This is a genomic window from Streptomyces sp. NPDC048337 (assembly GCF_043201175.1).
Classification (GTDB): domain Bacteria; phylum Actinomycetota; class Actinomycetes; order Streptomycetales; family Streptomycetaceae; genus Streptomyces.
The window spans coordinates 76,994-100,405 of record NZ_JBICYR010000016.1 but is presented as its reverse complement, the minus strand read 5'-3'; the positions used below and the strand labels follow the sequence as shown (position 1 = coordinate 100,405).

Below are 23,412 nucleotides of genomic sequence, written 5' to 3'. Positions count from 1 at the left end.
CGACCCGGCAGTTGGGACGGAACGGTGACAAGACCGTGTTTTTTCGTAGTGTCCCCATGTGATTACCTGTCGACAAGCGCGCGACTGCCCGCGCGCGGGGGACATGGGGAGAACACGAGTGAACGTGCAGCCGATACGCGGCCGAGTCCGCACCGGCCTGCCGGCCCTTCTGCTGGGGGCGGCCCTGCTGCTGACCACCGCGTGCAGCGGTGGCGGAGGAGGCAACAGCAGCGGCAGCGGCGGCGACAACGCCGGGGGTGGTGCGGGCAAGACCGGCACCGAGGCGTCGAAGGCCGTCGTCAACGTCAAGCCCGACGACGGGTCCAAGGAGGTCGCGACCAGCGGCATCCTGAAGGTCACCAGCACCGGCGGCAAGCTCACGACGGTGACCGTCGCCGACACCAAGGGCAACGCCGTCGAGGGCAAGATCGCCGCCGACGGCGCGAGCTGGGAGCCCGCCCGCAACCTGGCCTCCGCCACCGAGTACAAGGTGCACGCGGTCGCCAAGGACGAGGCCGGGCGGGAGTCCGCCAAGGACACCACCTTCACCACGCTCACCCCGCAGAACACCTTCGTCGGCCACTACACGCCCGAGGACGGCGAGACCGTCGGCGTGGGCATGCCGGTGTCGATCAACTTCACCCGCGGGATCACCAACACCGAGGCCGTGGAGAAGGCCATCACGGTGACGGCCGAGCCGTCCGTCCCGGTCGAGGGCCACTGGTTCGGCAACGACCGCCTCGACTTCCGCCCCGAGAAGTACTGGGCCGCGGGAACCAAGGTCACCGTGAAGCTCGCCCTCGACGGAGTCGAAGGCCGCCCCGGCGTCTACGGCAAGCAGACCCGTACGGTCACCTTCACCATCGGCCGCTCCCAGGTCTCCACGGTCGACGCGACCGAGAAGACCATGGAGGTCGTCCGCGACGGCCAGGTGCTCAAGACGGTCCCGATCACCGCGGGCGCCCCGGCGACGACCACCTACAACGGCCAGATGGTCATCAGCGAGAAGTACAAGGTCACGCGGATGAACGGCGCGACCGTCGGCTTCGGCGGCGAGTACGACATCTCCGACGTCCCGCACGCCATGCGGCTGTCGAACTCCGGCACCTTCGTCCACGGCAACTACTGGGCCTCCTCCGGCACGTTCGGCTCCGAGAACGTCAGCCACGGCTGCGTCGGCCTGAAGGACGTCCGCGGCGCCGGCGACGACAAGCAGCCCGCCGCCTGGTTCTTCAACGAGTCCCTGATCGGCGACGTGGTCATCGTGAAGAACTCCAAGGACAAGCAGATCGCCCCGGACAACGGCCTCAACGGCTGGAACATGGACTGGGCGGAGTGGATCAAGTAGTCCCCTCCCGTACGTGACGGGATGGCCCGTGGCCCGGTGCTGTGACCCACAGCACCGGGCCACTCGGGGTTAACCGGCGCTAACCTTCCCCGTATGACCATCTCTCTCGAAGTCTCCGAAGGCGTCGGCACCATCCGCCTGGACCGGCCGCCCATGAACGCCCTGGACATCGCCACCCAGGACCGGCTGCGCGAGCTCGCGGTGGAGGCGACCGACCGGGCCGACGTCCGCGCGGTCATCCTCTACGGCGGCGAGAAGGTGTTCGCGGCGGGCGCGGACATCAAGGAGATGCAGGTGATGGACCACGCGGCGATGGTCGCCCGGTCTCGCGCCCTGCAGGACGCCTTCACGGCCGTGGCCCGCATCCCCAAGCCCGTCGTCGCGGCCGTCACCGGCTATGCGCTGGGCGGCGGTTGCGAGCTCGCGCTCTGCGCCGACTACCGGATCGCCGCCGACAACGCGAAGCTCGGCCAGCCCGAGATCCTGCTCGGCCTGATCCCGGGCGCCGGCGGCACCCAGCGGCTCTCCCGGCTGGTCGGCCCGTCCAAGGCCAAGGACCTGATCTTCACCGGGCGCATGGTCAAGGCCGACGAGGCGCTCACGCTCGGCCTGGTCGACCGGGTCGTCCCGGCCGCCGAGGTGTACGAGCAGGCGCACGCCTGGGCCGCCAGGCTGGCGCAGGGTCCGGCGATCGCGCTGCGCGCCGCCAAGGAGTGCGTGGACGCGGGCCTGGAGGCCGACATCGACACCGGGCTCACCATCGAACGCAACTGGTTCGCGGGCCTGTTCGCCACCGAGGACCGCGAGCGCGGCATGCGCAGCTTCGTCGAAGAGGGCCCGGGCAAGGCCAAGTTCGCCTAGCGAAGCCCCGTCCGGAGGCCGTCCGACCCCCGTCCTCCCTGCGGGTGGATTAGCCAGGGCTTAAGGCAGCCTTAAGCGGGATCCGTGATCTACTCACGGTGATCGCGGAAGTGCGCGCCGTCACACCAGGTCAACGGGGGTATACCCACCCGCTTTGTGCCCTCCGCATATGACAGGACACCCTCCGGAATGCTCGATTCCGGAGGGTGTTTTCCTGCGGAACGGCCCGGAGGGGCGGGCGGGCCGTCCATGATGGGTGCATGGCGGGCCTGGAGGGTGTGGAACAGCCGCGGCAGCGCAGCAGCGCTTCGGCCGTACGGCTCACGGCGGCTCTTGAGGACGAACAGGGTCTCAAGGCACTGGAGTTGTACGGGAACCCGGCCGAGGCGGAAGTGACGCTGCCGTCCCTGCCCGAGTCGGCCGGCACGGCGCGCAGGCTCACCCAGTGCGTGGTGATCCGCCTCTGGGGCCTGCAGCCGCAGATCGCCGAGCACGCCGTCCTGTTGGTCTCCGAGCTCGTCGGCAACGCGGTCCGGCACACCGGCGCCCGCTCCTTCGGCTTACGGATGCTGCGGCGGCGCGGCTGGATCCGGGTCGAGGTGCGCGACCCCTCGCGCGGGCTGCCCTGCCTGATGCCGGTCCACGAGCTGGACACCACCGGCCGGGGGCTCTTCCTCGTCGACAAGCTCTCCGACCGCTGGGGCGCCGACCTGCTGCCGCGCGGGAAGATCACCTGGTTCGAGATGCGGGTCGCGGACCGCCAGAGCGGCTGACTCCGAACGTCGACCGACATGCCTGAAGCCCCCGGGGCGCCGTGGTGGGGCGGTGCGGGGGCTTCATGGATGTGCCGAGGATCAAAGGGGGGTGTGTGATCCTCGGCAGGCGACTTCGCTCGGGTCAATGGGAAGCCGTGGTTCCGACTATGGCAGACGAGGGCTCAAACGCCAAAAGTCCCTACTCGGACATAAGTGTGCAAATAGTAAGAGTTTCGCGTTAAATCCTAGGTGAGGTGGGCCACTCGCCTCGCAATCAATGAATAAGTATCGACCGCTGAGCGTAAATCGTTGATCAGATAGCGGACGGACCCAGCCGTAGGCCGATTTCGGCGAACGTCTTGAATTGGGTCAATCATTACCTTCCGGGCCTACCGGCCCTTAAATGGGCAGGTGCTCTCACATCCAGGCCGCCGCGCGGCCCTGCGCGCGGCCGGTCTCGGGGTGGTCGGCGCCGCCGCGGCCGGCCTCACCGCCGCCTGCGGATCGGGCCGCCCCGCCACCGCGCCCACCGCACCACCGCCGGGCCCGGCCGAACCGGCCCGTCCGGCGCAGGCGGCCCCGGCCGTCCCGCGCAGGTTCCCCGGCCGACCCGTCGAGATCGACCACGGTCCGCGCGACCGCCCCCGGGTCGCCCTCACCTTCCACGGCAACGGGGACCCCGCCATCGCCCGGGCGGTGCTGGCCGAGGCCGAGAGAGCGGGCGCGCGGGTGACCGTACTGGCGATCGGCAGCTGGCTCGACGCCCACCCCGAGATGGCCCGCCGGGTCCTCGAAGGCGGCCACGAGCTCGGCAACCACACCCAGCGCCACCTCGCGATCAACGCCCTGCCCGAGGCGGAGGCGTACGCCGAGATCACCGGCTGCGCCCAGCGGATCAAGCGGCTCACCGGCTCCATCGGCACCTGGTTCCGGCCCTCCCAGACCCAGTACGCGACCCCGCTCGTCCGCAAACTGGCCCAGCGGGCGGGCTACCCGCACGTCCTCTCGTACGACGTGGACTCCCTCGACTTCACCTCGCCCGGCGCCGCGGCCGTCATCCGCACCGTCACCGGGACGATCCACGCCGGATCGGTGGTGAGCCTGCATTTCGGCTACGCGGACACGGTCGACGCGATGCCGCCCCTCCTCGAAGAACTCGCGCGACGCAAGCTGCGCGCGGTGACCACCACGGAGCTGCTGACGCCATGAAGACCACCCGCCTTCCCCGGAAGGCCACCGTGCTGCTGGCCGGTCTGGTCCTCGCCGCCCTGGCCGGCTGCGGATCGGCCGACAAGGGACCCGCCGAGGCGCTCGGCACCAAGGGCCCGGCCAAGCCCGCCAAGGTCGTTCCGGCCGCCCCGCCCGGCCTGGCGGGCATGCCCCCGCTCCTCGACCCCCACGACGTCTACGCGGCGGACCGCCCGAACAAGCTCTCCCCGGTGGTCAAGGACTTCCCGTCGCGCGTCTACGTGCCCAACACCAACTCCAACACGGTGTCCGTCATCGACCCGGCGACCTACCGGGTCATCGACACGATCCCGGTCGGCGTCCAGCCCCAGCACGTGGTCCCCTCCTGGGACATGAAGACCCTGTGGGTCAACAACAACCGCGGCCACACGCTCACCCCGATCAACCCGGCCACCGGAGAGGCCGGAAAGGCCGTCGAGGTGCACGACCCGTACAACCTGTACTTCACGCCGAACGGGAAGTACGCGATCGTCATGGCCTCGATGGACAAAGAGCTCGTCTTCCGCGATCCGCACACCATGGACCGCGTGAAAACCGTCCCGGTGACCTGTTACGGCGTCAATCACGCGGACTTCTCCGCCGACGGCCGCTACTTCATCGTGAGTTGTGAGTTCTCCGGTGAACTCCTCAAGGTCGACACGGAGAAGATGGAGGTCATCGGCCAGCAGAAACTGCCCTTCGAGGGCGCCATGCCGCAGGACGTCAAGGTCTCCCCAGACGGAAAGACCTTCTACGTCGCGGACATGATGGCGCACGGCATGTGGGTGCTGAGCGGGGACAAGTTCGAGACCCCCAAGCTGCTGCCCACCGGCAAGGGCTGCCACGGCCTCTACGTGAGCCGCGACTCCAAGGAGATGTACGTCTCCAACCGGGGCGAGGGCACCATCTCCGTCTTCGACTTCCCGCAGAACAGGCTCACCAAGAAGTGGGAACTGCCCGACGGCGGCAGCCCCGACATGGGCGGCGTCTCCGCCGACGGCAAGGTGCTGTGGCTCTCGGGCCGCTACAACTCCGAGGTCTACGCGATCGACACCACCACCGGCAAGCAGCTCGCCCGGATCCCGGTCGGCGGCGGCCCGCACGGGCTCGCCGTGTACCCGCAGCCCGGCCGCTACTCGCTCGGCCACACCGGCATCTTCCGCTGAACACGGCCGCCGGGCACGGCGATGCCCCGGGAGCTCGCACAGCTCCCGGGGCACCGCCGTGTGATCACCAGGCGACCGGGAGCCGCTCCGGCAGTCGCTTGATGAAGCCCGTACGCCACACCAGGTTCTCCGCCGGTACGGCGAGGCGGAGCCCGGCCAGGCGCTCCACCAGCACCTCCAGCGCGATCTCGGCGTGCGCCCGGCCCAGGGCGGAGGCCGGGCAGAAGTGCCGGCCCGCGCCGAAGGCGAGGTTGGCGTTCTTGCTCTCGCGCTCCAGGTCCAGCTCGTCCGGGTTCTCGAAGGCCTCGGGGTCGAAGTTGGCCCCCTCCAGGAGCACGAGCACGAGCTCGCCCTCCTTCACCAGCACGTCGCCGACCTGGATGTCCGCCAGCGCGATGCGCGGCAGGCCGTCGCCGACGGACAGGTTCCAGCGCAGCAGCTCGTCGACCGCCTTGCCCATGCGCTCGGGGTGCTTGCGCAGGTACCCGATGAGCTCGGGCTTCTGCAGCAGCGCGAGGACCGCGAGGGTCAGGAAGGCGGACGTGGACACCGCGCCCGCCCCGAAGAGCGAGACGGCGACGGTCGCGAACATGTCGTCGGTCAGGTGCGCGGAATCCGGGTCCGCCTCGCGCAGCTCGGCGAACTTTCCGAGGAGCCCCGTACGCTCCTCGGCGGGCAGCGCCAGCTGGGCGTTGAACTGCTCGACGAAGTAGCCGACGTCCTTGTACCAGTTGAGGGCCGAGTCGGCGAAGGGCTCGCGCGCGGTCATGAACGCGACGTCCAGCCCCGACATCAGCCGGCGCCAGTCCTCGAAGGGCACCCCGAGCACCTGGCAGTGCAGCGCCGCCGAGAAGGGGTCGGCGAAGCCGGCCCGGAGGTCGGCCGGGCCACCCTCGGCGACCAGCTGGTCGATGAGCTCGCCGGCCTTGGCGCGCAGCCAGTCCTGGAGCCCCTTCTGGCGCGGGTTGAGCGCCTTCATCACGGCGTTGCGCAGGCCCGCGCTGTTGATGTTGCCCATGTTGTTGACGACCTCGGGCGGGATCGTCAGCGCGTACTGGCGCGGGACGCCGGCGTTCGCCGTGTCCTTGAGGCTGAACCGCTCGTCCTCCAGCACCTGCTTGGCCAGCGCGTAGCTGCTCACCAGCCAGGCCGGGTCACCGGTGAGGGTGCGGACCTTGGCGACCGGAGCCTTCTCGCGGAGCCACGTGCACTCCTCCGGAAGCACGTCACCGCGCCGCGAGAGCGGGAAGTCGAGGAGCGGCTGCTCCTGAGTCCCCTGGCCCTCAAGCTGCTCGACGCTCATCGACGATCCCTTCGGTTGGTACGTGGTTCACGGTGCTCATGTCGTTCGTGGTGCGCCCGGGCCGGTCGGCGGCCTCGGGCCGCACGATGGCGTACGCCTGGTTGCGGGTCGCGCGCAGGCCCCCACCGCGCGCGTAGAGGACATCCGTCAGCGGCATCTTCACGTGGTAGGCCGCCACGGAGGACGGCACGTCGAGAATGCTCGGGGTGTCCACGAAGAACGGCAGCTCGGCCGCCATGTAGTCGAAACAGACCTGCAACTGTTCGTCAGTGATGGATTCACCTTCCGGCAACTTGGATCCGACAAAATGAAGGGCCATCTTCTCGCAGCCCTTACGGAATTCGTCGTCGGTCTCCAGGAAATGCAGTACGCGCCGGTGCAGTAGCTGGTAAACGGGGTTCGTCTGGAACTCCGAAAGTGCCCTCACGCGGATATCGGCCTGGGGAGGTCCTGATTCCTCCACACCCTTGAGTATCCGGCGCCGGACCGCCTTGATCTCCTTCGTGGCGCGCTTCTCCGCATGCTCCCGGGTGTAGCCGAAGGCGGCGAACATCCGGTCCACGTGGAGGTCCGCGTAGACGAAGTCGACCTGCGCGAAGCGGGTCGTGGCCCACTGGGCGAGGCTTCCGATGCGCTCGGAGCTGAAGTAGCTGTTGCCAGGACTCACTCCGATGAGCACATGGTCGCCGTCTTCCCAGATATGGCGGCAGGTGCGGGTGAAGGGCAGAACTTCGAATGATGCGTCGGCTGTGATCGTCACCTGTGGGATCGCCCTTGTTGCCGCTTGTCCCTGGGAGCCCTGCGCTCCTGGTGTGGCGGCAATGCCGGTACGTTATGCCGTGGTCCCGGAGCGTGACAAGTGGGGGTCTCATTTGTTGGCTGGAATTATCGCTTCCGCATTGCGGAAGGGGAATTGGAATATCTATCTGCCGCTCGAACGGGACCCGAGGAGGGGGTGGCCGGAGGGGGCCGCTACCCTGAGCCGGTCAACAAGCACCAAGAAGGGGTGGACCCAGTGGCGGACATCGAGAGCGCACGGGCTACGTTCGACAGGTTCGACGTGAACGGTGACGGCTTCATCACGGCCGACGAGTACAGCGCGGCCATGAAGGCCATGGGTGACGCGTTCGTCACCGGCTCGGTCGCGGACGCGGTGATCGCCGCCAAGGACACCAACGGCGACAAGCTGCTGAGCTTCGACGAGTTCTGGGCCTCCCTGAACAAGTAAGACCTCCACCGCACGCCCCCTCCCCACCGACCTGCCGGGGCGGGGGCGCGGTCAGGTCCGGGTCAGGACATGTCCTCGACCTCGGCGAGGGCCTCCTCCAGCCAGCGCAGCCAGAACGTCTCCAGGGCGATCCCGCCGTGCAGGACGAGCCGCCGCAGCCGGTCCTCGACGGCGTCGCGCTCCGCCGGGAAGTCCTTCTCCTCGATGGCCTCGTACTGCGCCAACTGCCGCTGGTGCAGCTCCAGGTGGCGCCGCAGCTCGGGGCCGAGCCCCTGCGGCCCCACGACGCCGGCCGCCCGGATGCGCAGCAGCAGCGGGTCGCGCATCGGCTTGGGGTCCTGGCTCTCGCCGACCCACCGGGCGAGCTCCGCGCCGCCGGCGGGCAGGACCTCGTACTCCTTCTTCTGCCCGCGCACGGGCACCTCGCTGGGCAGCGCCCGGATCAGCCCGGACTCCTCCAGCCGTCCCAGCTCGCGGTAGATCTGCTGGTGCGTCGCGGACCAGAAGTATCCGATCGACTTGTCGAACCGCCGGGTCAGCTCCAGCCCGGACGAGGGCTTCTCGAGCAGGGCGGTGAGGATGGCGTGGGGCAGCGACATGCCGCCATCCTAGGTTTGTCCGGCCCCGCGGACGGGACGGTCAGCGCCACGTGGACAGGGATTCCGGGAGGCGGGGGCCGGGGGCGTCGGCGGCGAGGAAGCCGTGGGTACGGAGGAAGGCCGTCACCGCCGGGGACCAGGCCTGGCGGAGGCCCGCCTCGGCCAGGAGGGCCGGGTCCGAGAGGAGGACCTCGGCCGGGCCCGTGCGGATCCCGCCCGGGGTGAGGACCGCCGCGTCGTCGGCCCAGCGGACCGCCAGCTCCACGTCGTGGGTGGCCATGACCACCGTGGTGCCCGCCGAACGCAGGCCCGAGAGGGCGTCCAGCAGCCGCTCCTGCCCGTCCGGATCCAGCCCCGCCGTCGGCTCGTCCAGGATCAGCACCCGCGGAGCCATCGCCACCGCCCCCGCGATCGCCGCCCGCTTGCGCTGCCCGTAGGAGAGCAGGTGCGTCGGCCGGTCCCGCAGCGCCGTGATGTCCAGCGCGGCCAGGGCCGACTCGACGCGCTCGTGGACCTCCGGCAACGGCAGGCCCAGGTTCATCGGCCCGAAGGACACGTCCTGCTCCACCGAGGCCGCGAACAGCTGGTCGTCCGGGTCCTGGACCACCAGCTGGACCGCGGTCCGCAGCCGGGTCAGGCCGGCCCGGTCGTGGGCCACCGCCGCGCCGTCGAGGTGCAGCGCGCCCGAGCCCGGCCGCAGGCCCCCGCTCAGCAGCCGCATCAGGGTGGTCTTGCCGCTGCCGTTGCGGCCCAGCAGCACCAGCGCGCGGCCCTCGGCGATCCCGAAGTCCACCCCGGACAGCACGGCGGGCCCGTCCTCGTACGCGTAGCCCGCGCCCACCAGTTCCACCAACGGCCTCACAGGTACAGCTCCTTCAGTACGAGGGTCACGGCCACCAGGGCCGCCAGAAGCGCCGCCGACGCGGCCAGGAACCGCCAGGACAGCGCGGACTCCGGTACGAGCACCCGCAGCGCGCCGTCGTAGCCGCGCCCGGCCAGGCCCGACTGGAGCCGAGCCGCGCGGTCGAAGGCCCGTACGAAAGAGGTCGCCGCGAGCCCGGCCAGCGAACGCCACGCCGCCGCCCGGCCGGTGGTGCCCAGCCGGGCCGCCTGCGCCTGGCGGACGCGGGCGAGGGAGTCCAGCAGCAGGAACCCGATGCGGTACATGACCAGGGCCACGTCGACCACCGGGGCCGGCACCCCCGCCCGGACCAGCCGCGGCAGCACGTCGGAGACCGGGGTGGTGAAAGCGAACAGCAGCACGCCGAGCGAGGCCGCGGAGGTGCGCAGCAGCAGCTCCACCGCCTGCCGGGGGCCGTCGGGGGCCAGTGCGACGAGCCCGTCGGGCCCGCCCACGGCGAACAGCAGCGGCAGCGCCCCCGTGAAGCAGAAGCCGAGCGGGATCCGGAAGGCCCGCCACAGCTGCCGCCCCGTGACCCCGGCGGGGCCGAGCAGCACGGCGAGCGTGGCGGCGGCGACCACCGGCCCGCCGGGCCACGGCGGCAGGCACACCGCCGTGACCGTCAGCCCGATCCCCAGCAGGGCCTTCTCCAGCGGGTGCCGGTGCCGCCAGCGGCTGCCGTGCGCGGCCGCGTCGATCGGCAGCACCCCTACGCCTCCGGGGCGGGCGCGGACGAGGCGGCCTCCGCTGCCGCCGCCCCCTGGCGGCGGCCCTTGCGGACGCCGAAGTAGTACGCGAGCACGCCCGCGCCCAGGGCCGCCTGGAGGGCGAACAGCGCCGACTCGATCTCCCCGGACGGGGGTTCGTACAGCGGCGAGAACCACGGCTCGTAGTCCGGCTTCAGCTCGGTGATGGCCGCCTCCGCCTGCGCGTCGGCGCCCGCGAACGGCTCCTCCTTGTCGTCGCCGAGCCCCAGCGCGAGCGGGAGTACGGCCAGCGCCGCCACCAGGAACAGCAGCAGGGTGTTGATCTTCGCGTTCCGGCTCATCGGGCCGTCGCCTCCTTCAGCTTCGCGACGCCGAGGCGGACCAGGTCCGACCGGCTGGACCGCATCAGCAGCCGCATCACGAGCACGGTCAGCAGGCCCTCGCTCACCGCGAGCGGGAGCTGGGTGACCGCGAAGATCCCGCCGAACTTCCCGAGCGCGCCGAGGAAGCCCGTCACCGGGTCCGGGAAGGCGAGCGCCAGCTGCACCGAGGTCACGCAGTAGGTGACCAGGTCGGCGAAGAAGGCGCCGAAGAACACGGTCACCATCAGCGGCACGTCGAGGCCGCGCAGCAGCCGGTAGACGCCGTACCCCGCCCACGGCCCGGCGATCGCCATGGAGAAGACGTTGGCGCCGAGGGTGGTCAGCCCGCCGTGCGCCAGCAGCAGCGCCTGGAAGAGCAGGGTGATCGTGCCGAGCACGGCCATGATCGGTGGCCGGAAGAGGATGGCCCCGAGCCCGGTGCCGGTCGGGTGCGAGCAACTGCCCGTCACGGAGGGGATCTTCAGCGCGGACAGGACGAAGGTGAACGCTCCGGACGCCCCGAGCAGCAGGGTGCTCTCCGGATTGGCCTTCACCTCGCGGCTCAGGGCGCGGACACCGTGTACGACGAAGGGGGCGGACGCGGCGCCCCAGGCGACCGCGTGCAAGGGGGGCAGGAAGCCCTCGGCTATGTGCATGTGTGGGGAAGACCTCTCCAGCACCTCGTGGATGGACAGCGCGCCCCGGCCGGTCTCCTGGCTCACGGGTACTGATGCCCGGGCTCCGCCTTCCCGGGCCGTGCGGTCTCCCGCGCGGGCCCAGTGGCTTCCCGCTGGGGGCACCTCCCGGACGGAGTCTGGGGGAGAGTGGAGCCGGACTTCCCGATCACAGTGGCGAGGGCCGCACCGGTTTCCCACCGGTTTCCCGAACACCAAGGCCCACTGACCCTATCCCGGATGTCCCGGATGGGTGCGCTCCGGTGGCGGCGCCGGCCCGATCCGCCCAGTGTGAAGGGGTGGCAGCCGACTACTCGTACCCGGACCTGACCGCCGTCTACGTGAACTGCACGCTCAAGCGCTCGCCCGAGACCAGCAACACCGAGGGCCTGATCGACAAGAGCCGCGCCGTCATGGAGTCGGCCGGCGTCCGGACCTCGCTCATCCGGGCCGTCGACCACGACATCGCGACGGGCGTCTGGCCGGACATGACCGACCACGGCTGGGAGAGCGACCAGTGGCCGGTGCTCTACAGCCAGATCATGGACGCCGACATCCTCGTGCTGTGCGGCCCGATCTGGCTGGGCGACAACAGCTCGGTGATGAAGCAGGTCATCGAGCGGCTCTACGCCTGCTCCTCGCTCCTGAACGAGCAGGGCCAGTACGCCTATTACGGACGCGTCGGCGGTGCGCTGATCACCGGCAACGAGGACGGCGTCAAACACTGCGCCATGAACATCCTCTACAGCCTCCAGCACCTCGGCTACGCGATCCCGCCGCAGGCCGACGCGGGCTGGATCGGCGAGGCCGGACCCGGGCCCTCCTACCTCGACCCGGGCTCGGGCGGCCCCGAGAACGACTTCACCAACCGGAACACCACCTTCATGTCCTGGAACCTGATGCACCTGGCCGCCCTCCTCAAGCGGGCGGGCGGGATTCCGGCGCACGGCAACCAGCGCTCACTGTGGGACGCCGGCTGCCGTTTCGACTTCCCCAATCCCGAGCACCGCTAGCACCGGTTGGTGTGCGCGAAGTCCACGACGAACCGGTCGGGCGAGTGCAGCGTGAAGGTGCGGTAGTACGGATTCGTGGCGAAGGCGGCGCCGAAGGTGACGTACCCCTCGAAGTCGCCGGTCAGGGCGAGGCCCTTGAGCTGGGGGAGGAAGATCTTCTGGAGCTTGGGCCCCTTGTAGACGCTGTGCCCCGCGTCGTCGTGCGCGGCGGCGGGGTTCAGCCGGATCTGCAGGAAGAACTTCCCGGCCAGCGGGACGGGCTTGCCGGACCCGTCGTAGACCAGGTGGGAGACGGGAGTGACGGTGACCGAGGGGAGGCCCCCCTTGAGGTCGATGACGAGCCGGTCGTAGGTGGGGTGCCCGCCCCAGCGGGCATTGACGACGAGCGGCGTCTGGGTCTGGGCCGGTGCGCGACCGGCGGCGGCCGTCGTGGCCGAGGCCGGAGCTACGAGGGAGAGCCCGGCGGCGAGCAGCACCCCGGAGGTCACGGCGGTGAGCCGGTGCAGGCGCGGATGGATCATGACGTCCCCTCGATTCTGAAGAGGCGGGGACAAATGGGTCAATTATAGAGATATCGGGCACCCCTCGTCGGTTGCACCCCCCGGCCCCCGGTATCGCGGCGCCGCCGACCCGGGGCGAGTGCCGGGCAGGTGTGCGCAACCCCATGTGCGAAGGCCCCGTTGGCAGTTGACTGTGTCGACGCGTCCCGCACCCAGGAAGGAAACCGGCGTGACTTTCGGCGGAGAGAACCCCTACGGCCCGGCGTGGCAGCCGAACGGGGGGCCGGCCTTCCCGTACGGGGGGCCGGCCTTCCCGTACGAGGAGCCCCGTCCGCTGTGGCAGCGCTTCCGCGAGGGTGACTGGCCTCCGCTGCTGGAGATACTGCGACGGCTGCCCGTCCACGGCTGCGCGTGGGCCGCGATCCTGTTCTGCTTATGGCCCCTGCTCCTGCCCGTCCTCGCCTATCCGCTGGCCCGCTCGGCCCGCCGGCAGGCCCACCTGAGGTTTCCCCCGCACACATACCGCCGCATCCTCGATCCGCAGCTGATGCGCGTGCAGAAGGTCCGGGCCGTGGCCGCCCTGCTCGCGTCCTTCCTGATCCTCGTCGTCTACGGCAGCGAGACGGACCTCGCGGAGATCCAAGGGCAGTACGTGCTCCGGCTCGCCGTCACGCCGTGGCTGCTGCTCCTCACCGCGCCGGTGGTGATCATGGTGCTGGTCCGGCTCGCGCCCGAGGCCGCACGGCCGGGGATGCGCACCCGCCTGCGCCCCGCCGTGCGCACGGCCCTGTGGTACTTCGCGGCCTTCACGGCCGTGCCGCTGCTCTTCGCGGGCATGGCGCTGCTCGGCCGGCAGTTCCAGGCCTACGTCTTCAGCCCGTTCCTCACGATCGCCCTGCTCGCACCGGTGCTGTGGATGCTGTTCTTCGTCTGCTTCGCCTCCACGACGCTGATCCCCACCGCCTTCGGCACCTCCGAGGTGCACGCCGCGCTCCCGGCCCTGCTGACGGGCGTGCTGGTGTGGGAGCTCGCGGTCTTCAACCTGGCCATGACCGGAACGCCGCCGGGACCGCCGTTCATCCAGATCCTCGCCGTGATCGGCGGTCCGGCGTCGGTGTCGGCGGTGGCGTGGTGGGAGATCGGCCGCCTGCGCGCGAGGTACGGGGTGACGCTGCGGGGCAGCCGGTGACCGCGGGCACGGGGAAGGCCCCGACCCGCGGTGCGGGTCGGGGCCTGTACGGGGCCCGGGGCCTCAGCACTCGATGACGTTGACCGCGAGGCCGCCGCGGGCCGTCTCCTTGTACTTGACCTTCATGTCGGCGCCGGTCTCCTTCATGGTCTTGATGACCTTGTCGAGGGAGACCTTGTGGCTGCCGTCGCCGCGCATCGCCATCTTGGCGGCGGTGACCGCCTTGACGGCCGCCATGCCGTTGCGCTCGATGCACGGGATCTGGACCAGGCCGCCGACCGGGTCGCACGTCAGGCCCAGGTTGTGCTCCATGCCGATCTCGGCGGCGTTCTCGACCTGCTCCGGGGTGCCGCCCAGGACCTCCGCGAGGGCGCCGGCCGCCATCGAGCAGGCCGAGCCGACCTCGCCCTGGCAGCCGACCTCGGCGCCGGAGATCGAGGCGTTCTCCTTGAACAGCATGCCGATCGCGCCCGCGGCGAGGAGGAAGCGGACCACGCCGTCCTCGTCCGCGCCGGGCACGAAGTTCATGTAGTAGTGCAGGACCGCGGGGAGGACGCCCGCCGCGCCGTTGGTGGGAGCGGTGACGACCCGGCCGCCCGCCGCGTTCTCCTCGTTGACCGCCATCGCGTAGATCGTCGTCCACTCGCTGCGGTGCATCATCGGGTCGCCCTCGGTGCGCAGCTGGCGCGCCGTGGAGGCCGCCCGGCGCTTCACGCGCAGGCCTCCGGGGAGGATGCCCTCGCGGGACATGCCCCGCGAGACGCAGGACTGCATGACCCGCCAGATCTCCAGGAGGCCCTCGCGGATCTCCTCCTCCGTCCGCCAGGCCTTCTCGTTCTCCAGCATCAGCGAGGAGATCGACAGGCCGGTCTCGTTCGCGAGGCGCAGCATCTCGTCGCCGGAGCGGAAGGGGTACTTCAGCACGGTGTCGTCGAGCTTGATCCGGTCCTCGCCGACCGCGTCCTCGTCCACGACGAAACCGCCGCCGACCGAGTAGTAGGTCTTCTCCAGCAGCGGGGTGCCGGCGGCGTCGTACGCGAAGAGCGTCATACCGTTCGCGTGGTACGGCAGCGAGCGGCGGCGGTGCAGGATCAGCTGGTTCGGCTCGTCGAAGGCGATCTCGTGGACATCGCCTATCTCGGCGCCCAGCAGGCGCAGCCGGCCGCTCTTGCGGATGCGCTCGACCTCGTCGTCCGCCGTCTCCACGTCCACCGTGCGCGGGGAGTGGCCCTCCAGGCCCAGCAGCACCGCCTTGGGGGTGCCGTGGCCGTGGCCGGTCGCGCCGAGGGAGCCGAACAGCTCGGCCCGGACGGAGGCCGTCTGGGCGAGTACGCCGTCCTTCTTCAGCCGCGTCACGAACATGCGTGCCGCGCGCATCGGACCGACCGTGTGGGAGGAGGACGGGCCGATGCCGATGGAGAAGAGATCGAAGACGGAGATGGCCACTGGCGGACTCCCTTGTCTGCTCGTGGGGTGGGAGGGGGCAGGAGAGGTGGATTGTTCGGATTTTGTCCGACAGACGAGCTTAACGTGGCGAGGTGAACGGCTCGTCTGCCGGACGGGAGGGGAAGGCGTCAGGCGGGTGTCAGCTCGTGCTCCCGTACGTCGCCGCGTACGGCGTCCCGGGCGGTCTCGGCGTCGAGGACCGGGTCCGGACCCGGCAGGCCCGCGTAGTGGGCCTTCACGCCCGCGTGGACGGCCCAGAAGTACGTGACCAGGGCCATCACCGCGACCAGGGCGATGTCGACCCCGCCCGGGATGGCGCCGCGGCCGCCGAAGTCGGTGGAGCCGAGCCAGGACAGCAGGGACAGCGCGCCGAGGAAGAAGACGATCCACCAGGCCGGGGCGAACTGCCGGCTGAGGCTCTTCTCACCCTTGCGGCGGAGCACCAGCGCCGCGATCGGGGCGGCCAGCAGCGTCAGTGCGGTGACGATGCCGGTGTTCGGCCACTTCGACCAGTACAGCGCGCAGGCGGCGAAGACGAAGGTCAGCGGGCAGAGCACGGAGGCGAACGGGAGACGGAACGGACGGGGCAGGTCCGGCTTCGTGCGGCGGAAGACGCCGACCGCGATCGGCCCGATCAGGTACGAGATCACCATCGCGGCCGAGATGATCGGGGCCAGGGTCTTCCAGCTGTGGCCGACCGTGACCAGCAGCAGGACCGAGAAGCCGAGGTTCATCCACATCGCCGGGCGCGCGGTCCCGTAGACGGGGTGGGTCTGCGCCAGCTTCTTCGGGAAGAAGCCGGTCTCGGAGAGGTTCTGGACCATGTACGCGGCCGAGGCAACGTTGGCGATGTTGGAGCCGGCGGGGGAGATGAAGGCGCCGAACTGGAGCATCACGACGACCCAGTGGATCATCAGCAGCTTGGCGAGCTCGGCGAACGGCGAGTTGAAGTTCACGCCCGACCAGCCGCCGGCCTGGGCCAGGTGCTCCGGCGGTACGGAGCCCAGGAAGGCCGCCTGGAGGGCGAGGTAGATGACCAGGCCCAGCGAGAGCGCGCCGACCAGGGCGATCGGGATGGCCCGGCCCGGGTTCTTGGCGGCCCCGCCGAGGTTCACGACGGCCTGGAAGCCGTTGAAGGCGAAGACCACGCCGGAGGTGGTGACGGCGGTCAGGACGGCCGTCCAGCCGTTCGGGGCGAAGCCGCCGTGGGCCGTGAAGTTCTCGGTGTGGAAGCCGGAGGCGATCAGTGCGACGACGGCGAGGACCGGGATGGCGAACTTGACCAGGGTCAGCAGAGAGTTGATCTTCGCGAGGAGCTGGACCGACCAGTAGCAGGACAGCCACAGCAGGACCGTGAGCAGCAGCGCCACGCCCATGCCGAAGCCGGTCAGCCGGTGGGACTCGGCGTCGACCAGGTCCCTGGCCCAGCCGAAGCTCCAGGAGGACATGTACTGGGTGGCCGCGATCGACTCGATCGGGATCAGCGAGGCGACCGCGATCCACACCGCCCAGCCTGTGATGAAGCCGAGGACCGGGCCGTGCGAGATGGAGCCGTAGCGGGCCATGCCGCCGGGGATCGGGTAGGCCGCGCCGACCTCGGCGTAGGACATGGCGATCATGCCGATGAAGACCGCGCCGATGACCCAGGCCACGAGTGCCGCGGGGCCGGCGACCTGGGCGGCCGTGCCGGCGCCGAAGAGCCAGCCCGATCCGAAGATCGAACCTATGCCGATCATGACCAGCGCGAAGAGACTGAGTCCCTTCTTGTTGGCTGCGCTCATGTCCATGCGTCGTGTCCGTCCTGAGGGGGATGCCTTGCTGCGGTTTCTTCCTTTATGGGGAGCCTATTTGCCAGTTTTTGGTTATCTCAGTGGCAATGGACCGCATCCACCTGGGGCTTTGGTCATGAGAAGGGCCCGGCCCTGTGCAAAACAAGGCCGGGCCCTCCCAAGGGCGCTGCCTAGAGCGACGGGTACAGCGGGAACTTCGCGGCGAGCGCGGAGACGCGCGCCTTCAGGCCCTCGCTGTCGTAGGCCGGCTTCAGCGCGGCCGCGATGATCTCGGCGACCTCGGTGAAGTCCTCGGCGCCGAAACCTCGGGTGGCGAGCGCCGGCGTACCGATGCGCAGACCCGAGGTGACCATCGGCGGGCGGGGGTCGTTCGGGATGGCGTTCCGGTTGACCGTGATGCCGATCTCGTGGAGCCGGTCCTCGGCCTGCTGGCCGTCCAGCTCGGAGTTGCGCAGGTCGACCAGGACCAGGTGGACGTCCGTACCGCCGGAGAGGACGGAGACGCCGACCTCCGTGACGTCGGGCTGCACCAGGCGCTCGGCGATGATCTTCGCGCCCTCCAGGGTGCGCTCCTGGCGCTCCTTGAACTCGGGCGAGGCCGCGACCTTGAAGGAGACCGCCTTGGCCGCGATCACGTGCTCCAGCGGGCCGCCCTGCTGGCCCGGGAAGACCGCGGAGTTGATCTTCTTGGCCAGCTCCTGCGTCGACAGGATGACACCGCCGCGCGGACCGCCGAGGGTCTTGTGCGTGGTGGTGGTGACGACGTGGGCGTGCGGCACCGGGTTGGGGTGCAGACCCGCGGCGACCAGGCCGGCGAAGTGCGCCATGTCGACCATCAGGTACGCGCCGACCTCGTCCGCGATCCGGCGGAAGGCGGCGAAGTCCAGCTGGCGCGGGTAGGCGGACCAGCCGGCGACGATCAGCTGCGGCTTGGACTCCTTGGCGAGGCGCTCGACCTCGGCCATGTCCACCTGGCCCGACTCGTCGACGTGGTACGGGACCACGTTGTAGAGCTTGCCGGAGAAGTTGATCTTCATGCCGTGGGTCAGGTGACCGCCGTGGGCCAGGTTCAGGCCCATGATCGTGTCGCCCGGCTTCAGCAGCGCGAACATCGCGGCGGCGTTGGCCTGCGCGCCCGAGTGCGGCTGCACGTTCGCGGCCTCGGCGCCGAACAGCGCCTTGATGCGGTCGATCGCGATCTGCTCGACCACGTCGACGTGCTCACAGCCGCCGTAGTAGCGACGGCCGGGGTAGCCCTCGGCGTACTTGTTGGTCAGGACCGAACCCTGGGCCTCCATGACGGCGACCGGAGCGAAGTTCTCCGACGCGATCATTTCCAGGGTCGACTGCTGGCGCACGAGTTCGGCGTCGACGGCGGCGGCGACGTCCGGGTCGAGCTCGTGGAGAGGGGTGTTCAGCACAGACATCAGGAGTCCCTGGGTCAGTTGTCGGAGTGGGTGAGCTTGGCGTACTCCTCGGCGGAGAGCAGGTCGGCCGGCTCCTCCGCGACGCGCACCTTGAACAGCCAGCCGCCCTCGAACGGGGCGGTGTTCACCAGCGACGGGTCGTCCACGACGTCCTGGTTGGACTCGACGACCTCACCGGTGACGGGGGAGTACAGGTCGCTGACCGACTTGGTCGACTCCAGCTCGCCGCAGGTCTCGCCCGCGGTCACCGTGTCGCCTACCTCGGGGAGCTGGGCGTAGACGACGTCACCGAGCGCGTTGGCCGCGAACTCCGTGATGCCGACCGTCGCGACGCCGCCCTCGGCGTCCGACAGCCACTCGTGCTCCTTGCTGTAACGCAGCTGCTGGGGGTTGCTCATGGCCTGATTCTCCTGGATGCGGGGGAGTGGATACGAACAGGGGTCTTGCGGGCTGAGACGGTTCGAGCGCGGTACGAGGATTACTTCTGCCGCTTGTAGAACGGCAGGGCCACGACCTCGTACGGCTCATGCGTACCGCGAATGTCGACGCCGACGCCGGAGGTGCCGGGCGCGGCGTGCGCCGCGTCCACGTACGCCATCGCGATCGGCTTGCCCAGCGTCGGGGACGGGGCGCCGGAGGTGACCTCGCCGATGACCTGGCCGTCGGCGACGACCGGGAAGCCGGCGCGCGGGACGCGGCGGCCCTCGGCGACCAGGCCGACCAGCTTGCGCGGCGGGTTGCCCGCGGCGCGCTCGGCGGCCGCCTCCAGGGCGGCGCGGCCGATGAAGTCGCCCTCCTTCTCGAACTTCACGACCCGGCCCAGACCGGCGTCGAAGGGCGTGAGGGAGGTGCTCAGCTCGTGCCCGTACAGCGGCATGCCCGCTTCCAGGCGCAGGGTGTCGCGGCAGGACAGGCCGGCCGGGACCAGGCCCACGCCCTCGCCGGCCTTGGTCAGCGCCTGCCACAGCTCCACGGCGTGCTCGGGGGAGACGAACAGCTCGAAGCCGTCCTCGCCCGTGTAGCCGGTACGGGCGATCAGCGCGGGCACGCCCGCGACGGTGCCCGGCAGACCCGCGTAGTACTTGAGGCCGTCCAGGTCGGCGTCGGTGAGGGAGGCGAGGATGCCGGGGGACTCGGGGCCCTGGACGGCGATCAGCGCGTACGCGTCGCGGTCGTCGCGGACCTCGGTGTCGAAGCCGGCGGCGCGCTCGGTGAGGGCGTCGAGGACCACCTGGGCGTTGGAGGCGTTGGCGACGACCATGTACTCGGTCTCGCCCAGGCGGTAGACGATCAGGTCGTCGACGATCCCGCCGTCCTCCTGGCAGATGTGCGTGTACCGGGCCCGGCCGACGCCGACGGTGGAGATGTTGCCGACCAGCGCGTAGTCCAGGGCCTTGACGGCCTCCGGGCCGGTCAGGGTGATCTCGCCCATGTGGGAAAGGTCGAAGAGGCCGGCCTTGGTGCGTACGGCGTTGTGCTCGTCGCGCTCGCTCGCGTACCGCAGCGGCATGTCCCAGCCCGCGAAGTCGGTCATGGTCGCACCGAGCGAACGGTGCACCGCATCGAGGGCGGTCAGACGGGGGGCAGTGCTCATGGGTGTGGCTCCCGGGTCCCAGGGCATGACATGACGAGGAGGGTCCTCCCCATCTGTCATCGGAACCTGAGAGGTTCGCCGAGAGTGCCCCCGATCAGACAGGGGTCCCCGGCTTGCACCTTGGGTGGAGCTGTTGCACGTCGCAGAGCTCGCTTTTCAGATCTGCCTCATCCACGCGGTACGGGGCCTGAGAGATTCAAGGGAGGTTCTTGCTCCTTCGGCGCCCGAGCACGGCCTTGCGGCGTGCCGGGACTCTCCCGCGCGGATTCAAGCGGCCGGTATGCAGTTGGTCCAGATGGCGCACATCATTGCACGCCACCGCGGTGATCGGGGGTGGGGGTCCGAAGGTTCGTGCGGATCTCGAGCGGGCAGACCGGAACCGGGGCCCCCGGATTACCGTCTCTTTACACTCAGTGGGCAAGGGTCCTTGGGACCCGATTCGGGGGAGGCGAACACTGTGCGGAGATTCGGAGTGGTGGCGACAACGCCGGGGACCGTGGACGCGGTGCCGGTGCAGCGGAGCGGCGCGGGTGCGGCCGCGGCCGCCGCCGGCGCGCGGGGCCGCCGTGGGCCGGCCGGTCCGGTCCGCGACCTGCGCGGGCCCGGCGTGCGTGGCCCGCGGCGGCTGGGCTTCGCCGCGGGGGACATCGTGGTGGTGTCCGGGCTGCCGGGCGGCGGCAAGAGCACGCTGATCAAGCGGGCGGCGGCCGAGGGCGGGGCGATCGACTCCCAGGACACGCGCGAGCGCTGGGAGCGCCGGATGCCGGGGGCGCTGCCGTACGCCGTCTACCGCCCGCTGGTCCGCGCCGCCCACTACTGGGGGCTGTGGCGCACCCTGCGCTCCGGCGCCTCGGTCGTCGTCCACGACTGCGGTACGCAGACCTGGGTGCGGAGCCTGCTCGCGGCGGCCGCGCGCCGCCGGGGCCGTGCGCTGCACCTGCTCCTCCTGGACACCAGCCCCGAGGAGGCCCTGTCCGGCCAGGCGGCGCGGGGCCGCCGGGTCTCCTCCTACGCCTTCGCCCGCCACCGGGGCGCGGTGGCCCGCCTCCTGCGCGACGCGGAATCGGGCCGCCCCCCGGCCGGCTGCGCCTCGGCCACCCTCCTGGACCGCCGCTCGGCGGCCGCGGTGACGCACATCGCGTTCCACGTTTGAGCGCCGTTGCCGGGGGCTCCGCCCCAGACGACGCGCCTCAAACGCCGGCGAGGCTGGATGTGGCTGCTGCCGTCCGCTGGGCGTGGGGCCGAGCCCCGGTCTATTGGCCGCACCTGTGCACTCAGGCGGGCAAAACCCAGCCTCGCCGGCGTTTGAGGCGCGGGGTCTGGGGCGGAGCCCCAGGAAGTGGCGCCGCACCCGGGCCGATAGCCTCTCCACCTACATCGGCGGGAAGCGAAGGCAGGGGCACATGCACAGCGGCGGCTGGCCGGGGAATGAGCTGGAGCAGGTGCTCGGGGCGGCGCTCGGGCAGCCGGACGCCGGCGGGCGGATCCTCGAGGTCCTCGGGCGGAGCCGGCTGTGGGTGCCCCTGCCCGCCGGCGGCTCCCCCGAGCAGGGCGGCACCGAGGGCCTGACCCTGCCCACCATGGAGATCGGCGGCGCGGCGTACGTCCCGGTGTACAGCTCCGAGGCCCAGTTCCACGCCTGCGTCGGCCCCGGCATGGACTTCGCGGTGGCACCCGCCGTCGAGTTCGCCCGCGGCCTGCCCCCGCAGCTCGGCATCGCGCTCAACCCCGAGGGCGCCGTCGGCCTCCCGCTCCCCCCGCCCGCCGTGGCGGAGCTGTGCCGCACCGGTCGGACCCCCCTCGACGGCCCGACCACCGGCGGCCGCGTGCGGCTCTACGAGCCCGACTGGCAGGAAGACCCGGTGGACTTCCTGGCCGCCGCCGCCGAGGAGTTCCGCTCCACCGGCGTGGTCGCCGCCGCCCACCGCTGCCTCGCCAGCGTCGAGGGAGGGGCGCCGGAACTGTTCGTCGCTGTCCGCCTGCTGGGATGGGAGCCCGAGATGCGAAACGCCCCGATGGACGCGCTCGGCCGCGCCCTGGCCCGCGTACCGGCGCCGTGGCCGGTGCAGTTGATCCTCCTGGACGCCGCCGAGGACCCGGTCACGGACTGGATTCGTGAGCGCGTACGCCCCTTCTACCTCCCGTAGCGCCGCTTAAGCTGGACGGGACGTGTGGACGACGGGCGGACGAAGACGAAGAGGGGTACCGGGTGAGTGCGTCAGGCACGGCCGCGGCCGGGCAGGTCGAGCACATGCTGCGCCAGGTGACTCCGGGGCGCTATGAGGGATACGAGTCGCTTCTGCACGCCCTCGGCGAGGGCCGCCTGTGGATGCTGCTCTGGCAGGGGCAGTCGGGCTCACCGGACGCCCAGTACGGCGGCATGGAGGTCGAGGGCCTCGGGTACGCGCCCTGCGTGACCTCCCCGCAGGAACTGGCCGCCAGCGGCTGGAACCGCGGCTACGAGGTCGTCACCGGGCGGGACATCGCCCGCGCGCTCTACCCCGACCGCTGGGGCCTGTGGCTGAACCCGCACGCCCAGGGCGGCGGCCTCGGCATCCCCTGGGCGGACCTGCGCCGGATCGCGACCGGCCTGGACCGGATGCCGGCCGGACCGCTGCGGCTCTCCGAGCCCGCCATCGAGCTCCCGCAGTTCTACGGGCTGCTGACCCAGCACGCCCACCGCACCCCGGCCGTCCGGTCGCTGCGCCGCGCCTGGGTGCAGCCCGCGCTCGGCTCCCCGTACCTCGCCGTCGGGCTCGACCTCTACGACGCCTCCGCGCCGGCGCTGGAATCCGTACGGGAGATGATGCGGCAGTCGGTCGGCGCGGTCCCCGAGGGCGTTCCCGTGTGCACGGTCGCCCTGGCGGACGAGCACGACCCGGTGGCGATGTGGCTGCGCGCGCAGACCCGCCCCTTCTACGACCGCGAGGGCCAGGCTCCCGCCTACTGAGCAGCTCCTGCGGGCATATCCGCATACTGAGACATTCATCTCGAAGGCCGCACCGGACCCACCGGTGCGGCCTTCGGCATATCCGCCGAATCCACCCAAGAACCGTGCCTGAAATGGCAGTTGGGCCGGATGTCCGTTCCGGGCCGAAGGGGCACTGTTTCACCGCTCACCAGAGCGCGCGGTTCGGATAACGGAAGGTGTAGACGCAGATCACGGTTGCGCATCACATCACCGGCAGGTCTGGCGGGCGATTGAGAGGCCGTTGAAGACTCCCCCCACCGAAGGCCGGTCAATCCCGCAAGCACCAGCTCTTCACGTGCACTTCAGGCGCATTTCGCGCCAATCGCACCATCAGCGACGCCGAAAGAACCA

24 protein-coding genes and 2 riboswitches are annotated in these 23,412 nt (G+C 70.7%); of the genes, 11 read left to right on the top strand and 13 right to left on the bottom strand.

Going from position 1 to position 23,412, the window contains the following annotated elements; translation table 11 throughout:
* Positions 1–103: 103 nt before the first annotated feature.
* The 5 genes from ACGFYU_RS24515 (at position 104) to ACGFYU_RS24495 (ending at position 5,357) form a co-directional block, all read left to right on the top strand.
* On the top strand, positions 104–1,348 hold the full coding sequence (locus ACGFYU_RS24515) for an Ig-like domain-containing protein (protein ID WP_393829462.1): 1,245 nt from the start codon (positions 104–106) through the stop codon (positions 1,346–1,348).
* A 93-nt stretch (positions 1,349–1,441) separates the two neighbouring features.
* The gene (locus ACGFYU_RS24510; protein ID WP_393829461.1) at positions 1,442–2,209 is read left to right on the top strand and encodes an enoyl-CoA hydratase/isomerase family protein; all 768 of its coding nucleotides are present in this window, start codon (positions 1,442–1,444) and stop codon (positions 2,207–2,209) included.
* A 260-nt stretch (positions 2,210–2,469) separates the two neighbouring features.
* Positions 2,470–2,982, top strand: coding sequence for an ATP-binding protein (locus ACGFYU_RS24505; protein WP_393829460.1), 513 nt, complete (start codon positions 2,470–2,472; stop codon positions 2,980–2,982).
* A 393-nt stretch (positions 2,983–3,375) separates the two neighbouring features.
* Complete coding sequence (locus ACGFYU_RS24500) at positions 3,376–4,173, top strand: polysaccharide deacetylase family protein (RefSeq protein WP_393829459.1); 798 nt, start codon at positions 3,376–3,378, stop codon at positions 4,171–4,173.
* Positions 4,170–5,357 carry a YncE family protein gene (locus ACGFYU_RS24495; RefSeq protein ID WP_393829458.1) on the top strand — a complete coding sequence of 396 codons (1,188 nt, stop codon included), beginning with the start codon at positions 4,170–4,172 and terminating at the stop codon, positions 5,355–5,357. The genes ACGFYU_RS24500 and ACGFYU_RS24495 overlap by 4 nt, the downstream gene beginning before the upstream one ends.
* A gap of 64 nt (positions 5,358–5,421) precedes the next feature.
* Here ACGFYU_RS24495 and ACGFYU_RS24490 read toward each other — a convergent pair whose 3' ends face one another.
* Positions 5,422–6,660, bottom strand: coding sequence for a cytochrome P450 (locus ACGFYU_RS24490; RefSeq protein WP_393829457.1), 1,239 nt, complete (start codon positions 6,658–6,660; stop codon positions 5,422–5,424).
* The gene (locus tag ACGFYU_RS24485) at positions 6,641–7,420 is read right to left on the bottom strand and encodes a tRNA-dependent cyclodipeptide synthase (RefSeq protein WP_393829456.1); all 780 of its coding nucleotides are present in this window, start codon (positions 7,418–7,420) and stop codon (positions 6,641–6,643) included. The genes ACGFYU_RS24490 and ACGFYU_RS24485 overlap by 20 nt, the downstream gene beginning before the upstream one ends.
* Positions 7,421–7,675: 255 nt before the next feature.
* Between ACGFYU_RS24485 and ACGFYU_RS24480 the strand changes: the two genes are divergently transcribed.
* Positions 7,676–7,888: an EF-hand domain-containing protein gene (locus ACGFYU_RS24480; protein ID WP_393829455.1), complete on the top strand. Its 213-nt coding sequence runs from the start codon at positions 7,676–7,678 to the stop codon at positions 7,886–7,888.
* Positions 7,889–7,950: 62 nt separating this feature from the next.
* On the opposite strand, the gene ACGFYU_RS24475 is transcribed toward ACGFYU_RS24480, so the two are convergent.
* From ACGFYU_RS24475 to ACGFYU_RS24455, 5 genes are read right to left on the bottom strand one after another with little or no spacing between them, the layout of a single operon-like run.
* Complete coding sequence (locus ACGFYU_RS24475) at positions 7,951–8,487, bottom strand: PadR family transcriptional regulator (RefSeq protein ID WP_393829454.1); 537 nt, start codon at positions 8,485–8,487, stop codon at positions 7,951–7,953.
* 40 nt (positions 8,488–8,527) lie between these two features.
* Positions 8,528–9,349 carry an ATP-binding cassette domain-containing protein gene (locus ACGFYU_RS24470; RefSeq protein WP_393829453.1) on the bottom strand — a complete coding sequence of 274 codons (822 nt, stop codon included), beginning with the start codon at positions 9,347–9,349 and terminating at the stop codon, positions 8,528–8,530.
* Positions 9,346–10,095 (bottom strand): cobalt ECF transporter T component CbiQ, encoded by a 750-nt coding sequence (cbiQ, locus tag ACGFYU_RS24465; protein ID WP_393829452.1) that lies wholly within the window; start codon positions 10,093–10,095, stop codon positions 9,346–9,348. Before cbiQ ends, ACGFYU_RS24470 begins: the two co-directional genes overlap by 4 nt.
* A gap of 2 nt (positions 10,096–10,097) precedes the next feature.
* Positions 10,098–10,436 carry an energy-coupling factor ABC transporter substrate-binding protein gene (locus tag ACGFYU_RS24460; RefSeq protein ID WP_393829451.1) on the bottom strand — a complete coding sequence of 113 codons (339 nt, stop codon included), beginning with the start codon at positions 10,434–10,436 and terminating at the stop codon, positions 10,098–10,100.
* The gene (locus ACGFYU_RS24455; protein WP_393829531.1) at positions 10,433–11,113 is read right to left on the bottom strand and encodes an energy-coupling factor ABC transporter permease; all 681 of its coding nucleotides are present in this window, start codon (positions 11,111–11,113) and stop codon (positions 10,433–10,435) included. The genes ACGFYU_RS24460 and ACGFYU_RS24455 overlap by 4 nt, the downstream gene beginning before the upstream one ends.
* Before the next feature lie 29 nt (positions 11,114–11,142).
* Positions 11,143–11,366: riboswitch (cobalamin riboswitch) on the bottom strand.
* Between the two features lie 64 nt (positions 11,367–11,430).
* On the opposite strand from ACGFYU_RS24455, the gene ACGFYU_RS24450 reads away from it, so the two are divergent.
* Complete coding sequence (locus ACGFYU_RS24450; protein WP_393829450.1) at positions 11,431–12,144, top strand: flavodoxin family protein; 714 nt, start codon at positions 11,431–11,433, stop codon at positions 12,142–12,144.
* Here ACGFYU_RS24450 and ACGFYU_RS24445 read toward each other — a convergent pair.
* The gene (locus ACGFYU_RS24445) at positions 12,141–12,665 is read right to left on the bottom strand and encodes a hypothetical protein (RefSeq protein ID WP_393829449.1); all 525 of its coding nucleotides are present in this window, start codon (positions 12,663–12,665) and stop codon (positions 12,141–12,143) included. The two genes, ACGFYU_RS24450 and ACGFYU_RS24445, sit on opposite strands and share 4 nt — an antisense overlap.
* A 208-nt stretch (positions 12,666–12,873) precedes the next feature.
* Here ACGFYU_RS24445 and ACGFYU_RS24440 point away from each other — a divergent pair, with 208 nt between their 5' ends.
* Positions 12,874–13,833, top strand: coding sequence for a hypothetical protein (locus tag ACGFYU_RS24440; protein WP_393829448.1), 960 nt, complete (start codon positions 12,874–12,876; stop codon positions 13,831–13,833).
* A 63-nt stretch (positions 13,834–13,896) separates the two neighbouring features.
* Here ACGFYU_RS24440 and ACGFYU_RS24435 read toward each other — a convergent pair whose 3' ends face one another.
* The 5 genes from ACGFYU_RS24435 to gcvT all read right to left on the bottom strand — a co-directional run bounded on the left by ACGFYU_RS24435 (position 13,897) and on the right by gcvT (position 20,090).
* Positions 13,897–15,279 (bottom strand): L-serine ammonia-lyase, encoded by a 1,383-nt coding sequence (locus tag ACGFYU_RS24435; RefSeq protein ID WP_393829447.1) that lies wholly within the window; start codon positions 15,277–15,279, stop codon positions 13,897–13,899.
* A 128-nt stretch (positions 15,280–15,407) separates the two neighbouring features.
* The gene (locus ACGFYU_RS24430) at positions 15,408–17,066 is read right to left on the bottom strand and encodes an APC family permease (protein ID WP_393829446.1); all 1,659 of its coding nucleotides are present in this window, start codon (positions 17,064–17,066) and stop codon (positions 15,408–15,410) included.
* A 173-nt stretch (positions 17,067–17,239) separates the two neighbouring features.
* Positions 17,240–18,496, bottom strand: coding sequence for a serine hydroxymethyltransferase (gene glyA / locus ACGFYU_RS24425; RefSeq protein ID WP_393829445.1), 1,257 nt, complete (start codon positions 18,494–18,496; stop codon positions 17,240–17,242).
* Between the two features lie 14 nt (positions 18,497–18,510).
* Complete coding sequence (gene gcvH, locus ACGFYU_RS24420; protein ID WP_393829444.1) at positions 18,511–18,894, bottom strand: glycine cleavage system protein GcvH; 384 nt, start codon at positions 18,892–18,894, stop codon at positions 18,511–18,513.
* An 80-nt stretch (positions 18,895–18,974) separates the two neighbouring features.
* Positions 18,975–20,090 (bottom strand): glycine cleavage system aminomethyltransferase GcvT, encoded by a 1,116-nt coding sequence (gcvT, locus tag ACGFYU_RS24415; protein WP_393829443.1) that lies wholly within the window; start codon positions 20,088–20,090, stop codon positions 18,975–18,977.
* A 166-nt stretch (positions 20,091–20,256) separates the two neighbouring features.
* A riboswitch (glycine riboswitch) is annotated at positions 20,257–20,360 on the bottom strand.
* A gap of 205 nt (positions 20,361–20,565) precedes the next feature.
* Between gcvT and ACGFYU_RS24410 the strand changes: the two genes are divergently transcribed.
* The 3 genes from ACGFYU_RS24410 (at position 20,566) to ACGFYU_RS24400 (ending at position 23,040) form a co-directional block, all read left to right on the top strand.
* Complete coding sequence (locus tag ACGFYU_RS24410; protein ID WP_393829442.1) at positions 20,566–21,243, top strand: AAA family ATPase; 678 nt, start codon at positions 20,566–20,568, stop codon at positions 21,241–21,243.
* A gap of 250 nt (positions 21,244–21,493) precedes the next feature.
* On the top strand, positions 21,494–22,237 hold the full coding sequence (locus ACGFYU_RS24405) for an enhanced serine sensitivity protein SseB (protein WP_393829441.1): 744 nt from the start codon (positions 21,494–21,496) through the stop codon (positions 22,235–22,237).
* Positions 22,238–22,299: 62 nt separating this feature from the next.
* Complete coding sequence (locus ACGFYU_RS24400) at positions 22,300–23,040, top strand: enhanced serine sensitivity protein SseB C-terminal domain-containing protein (RefSeq protein ID WP_393829440.1); 741 nt, start codon at positions 22,300–22,302, stop codon at positions 23,038–23,040.
* Positions 23,041–23,412 lie beyond the last annotated feature (372 nt).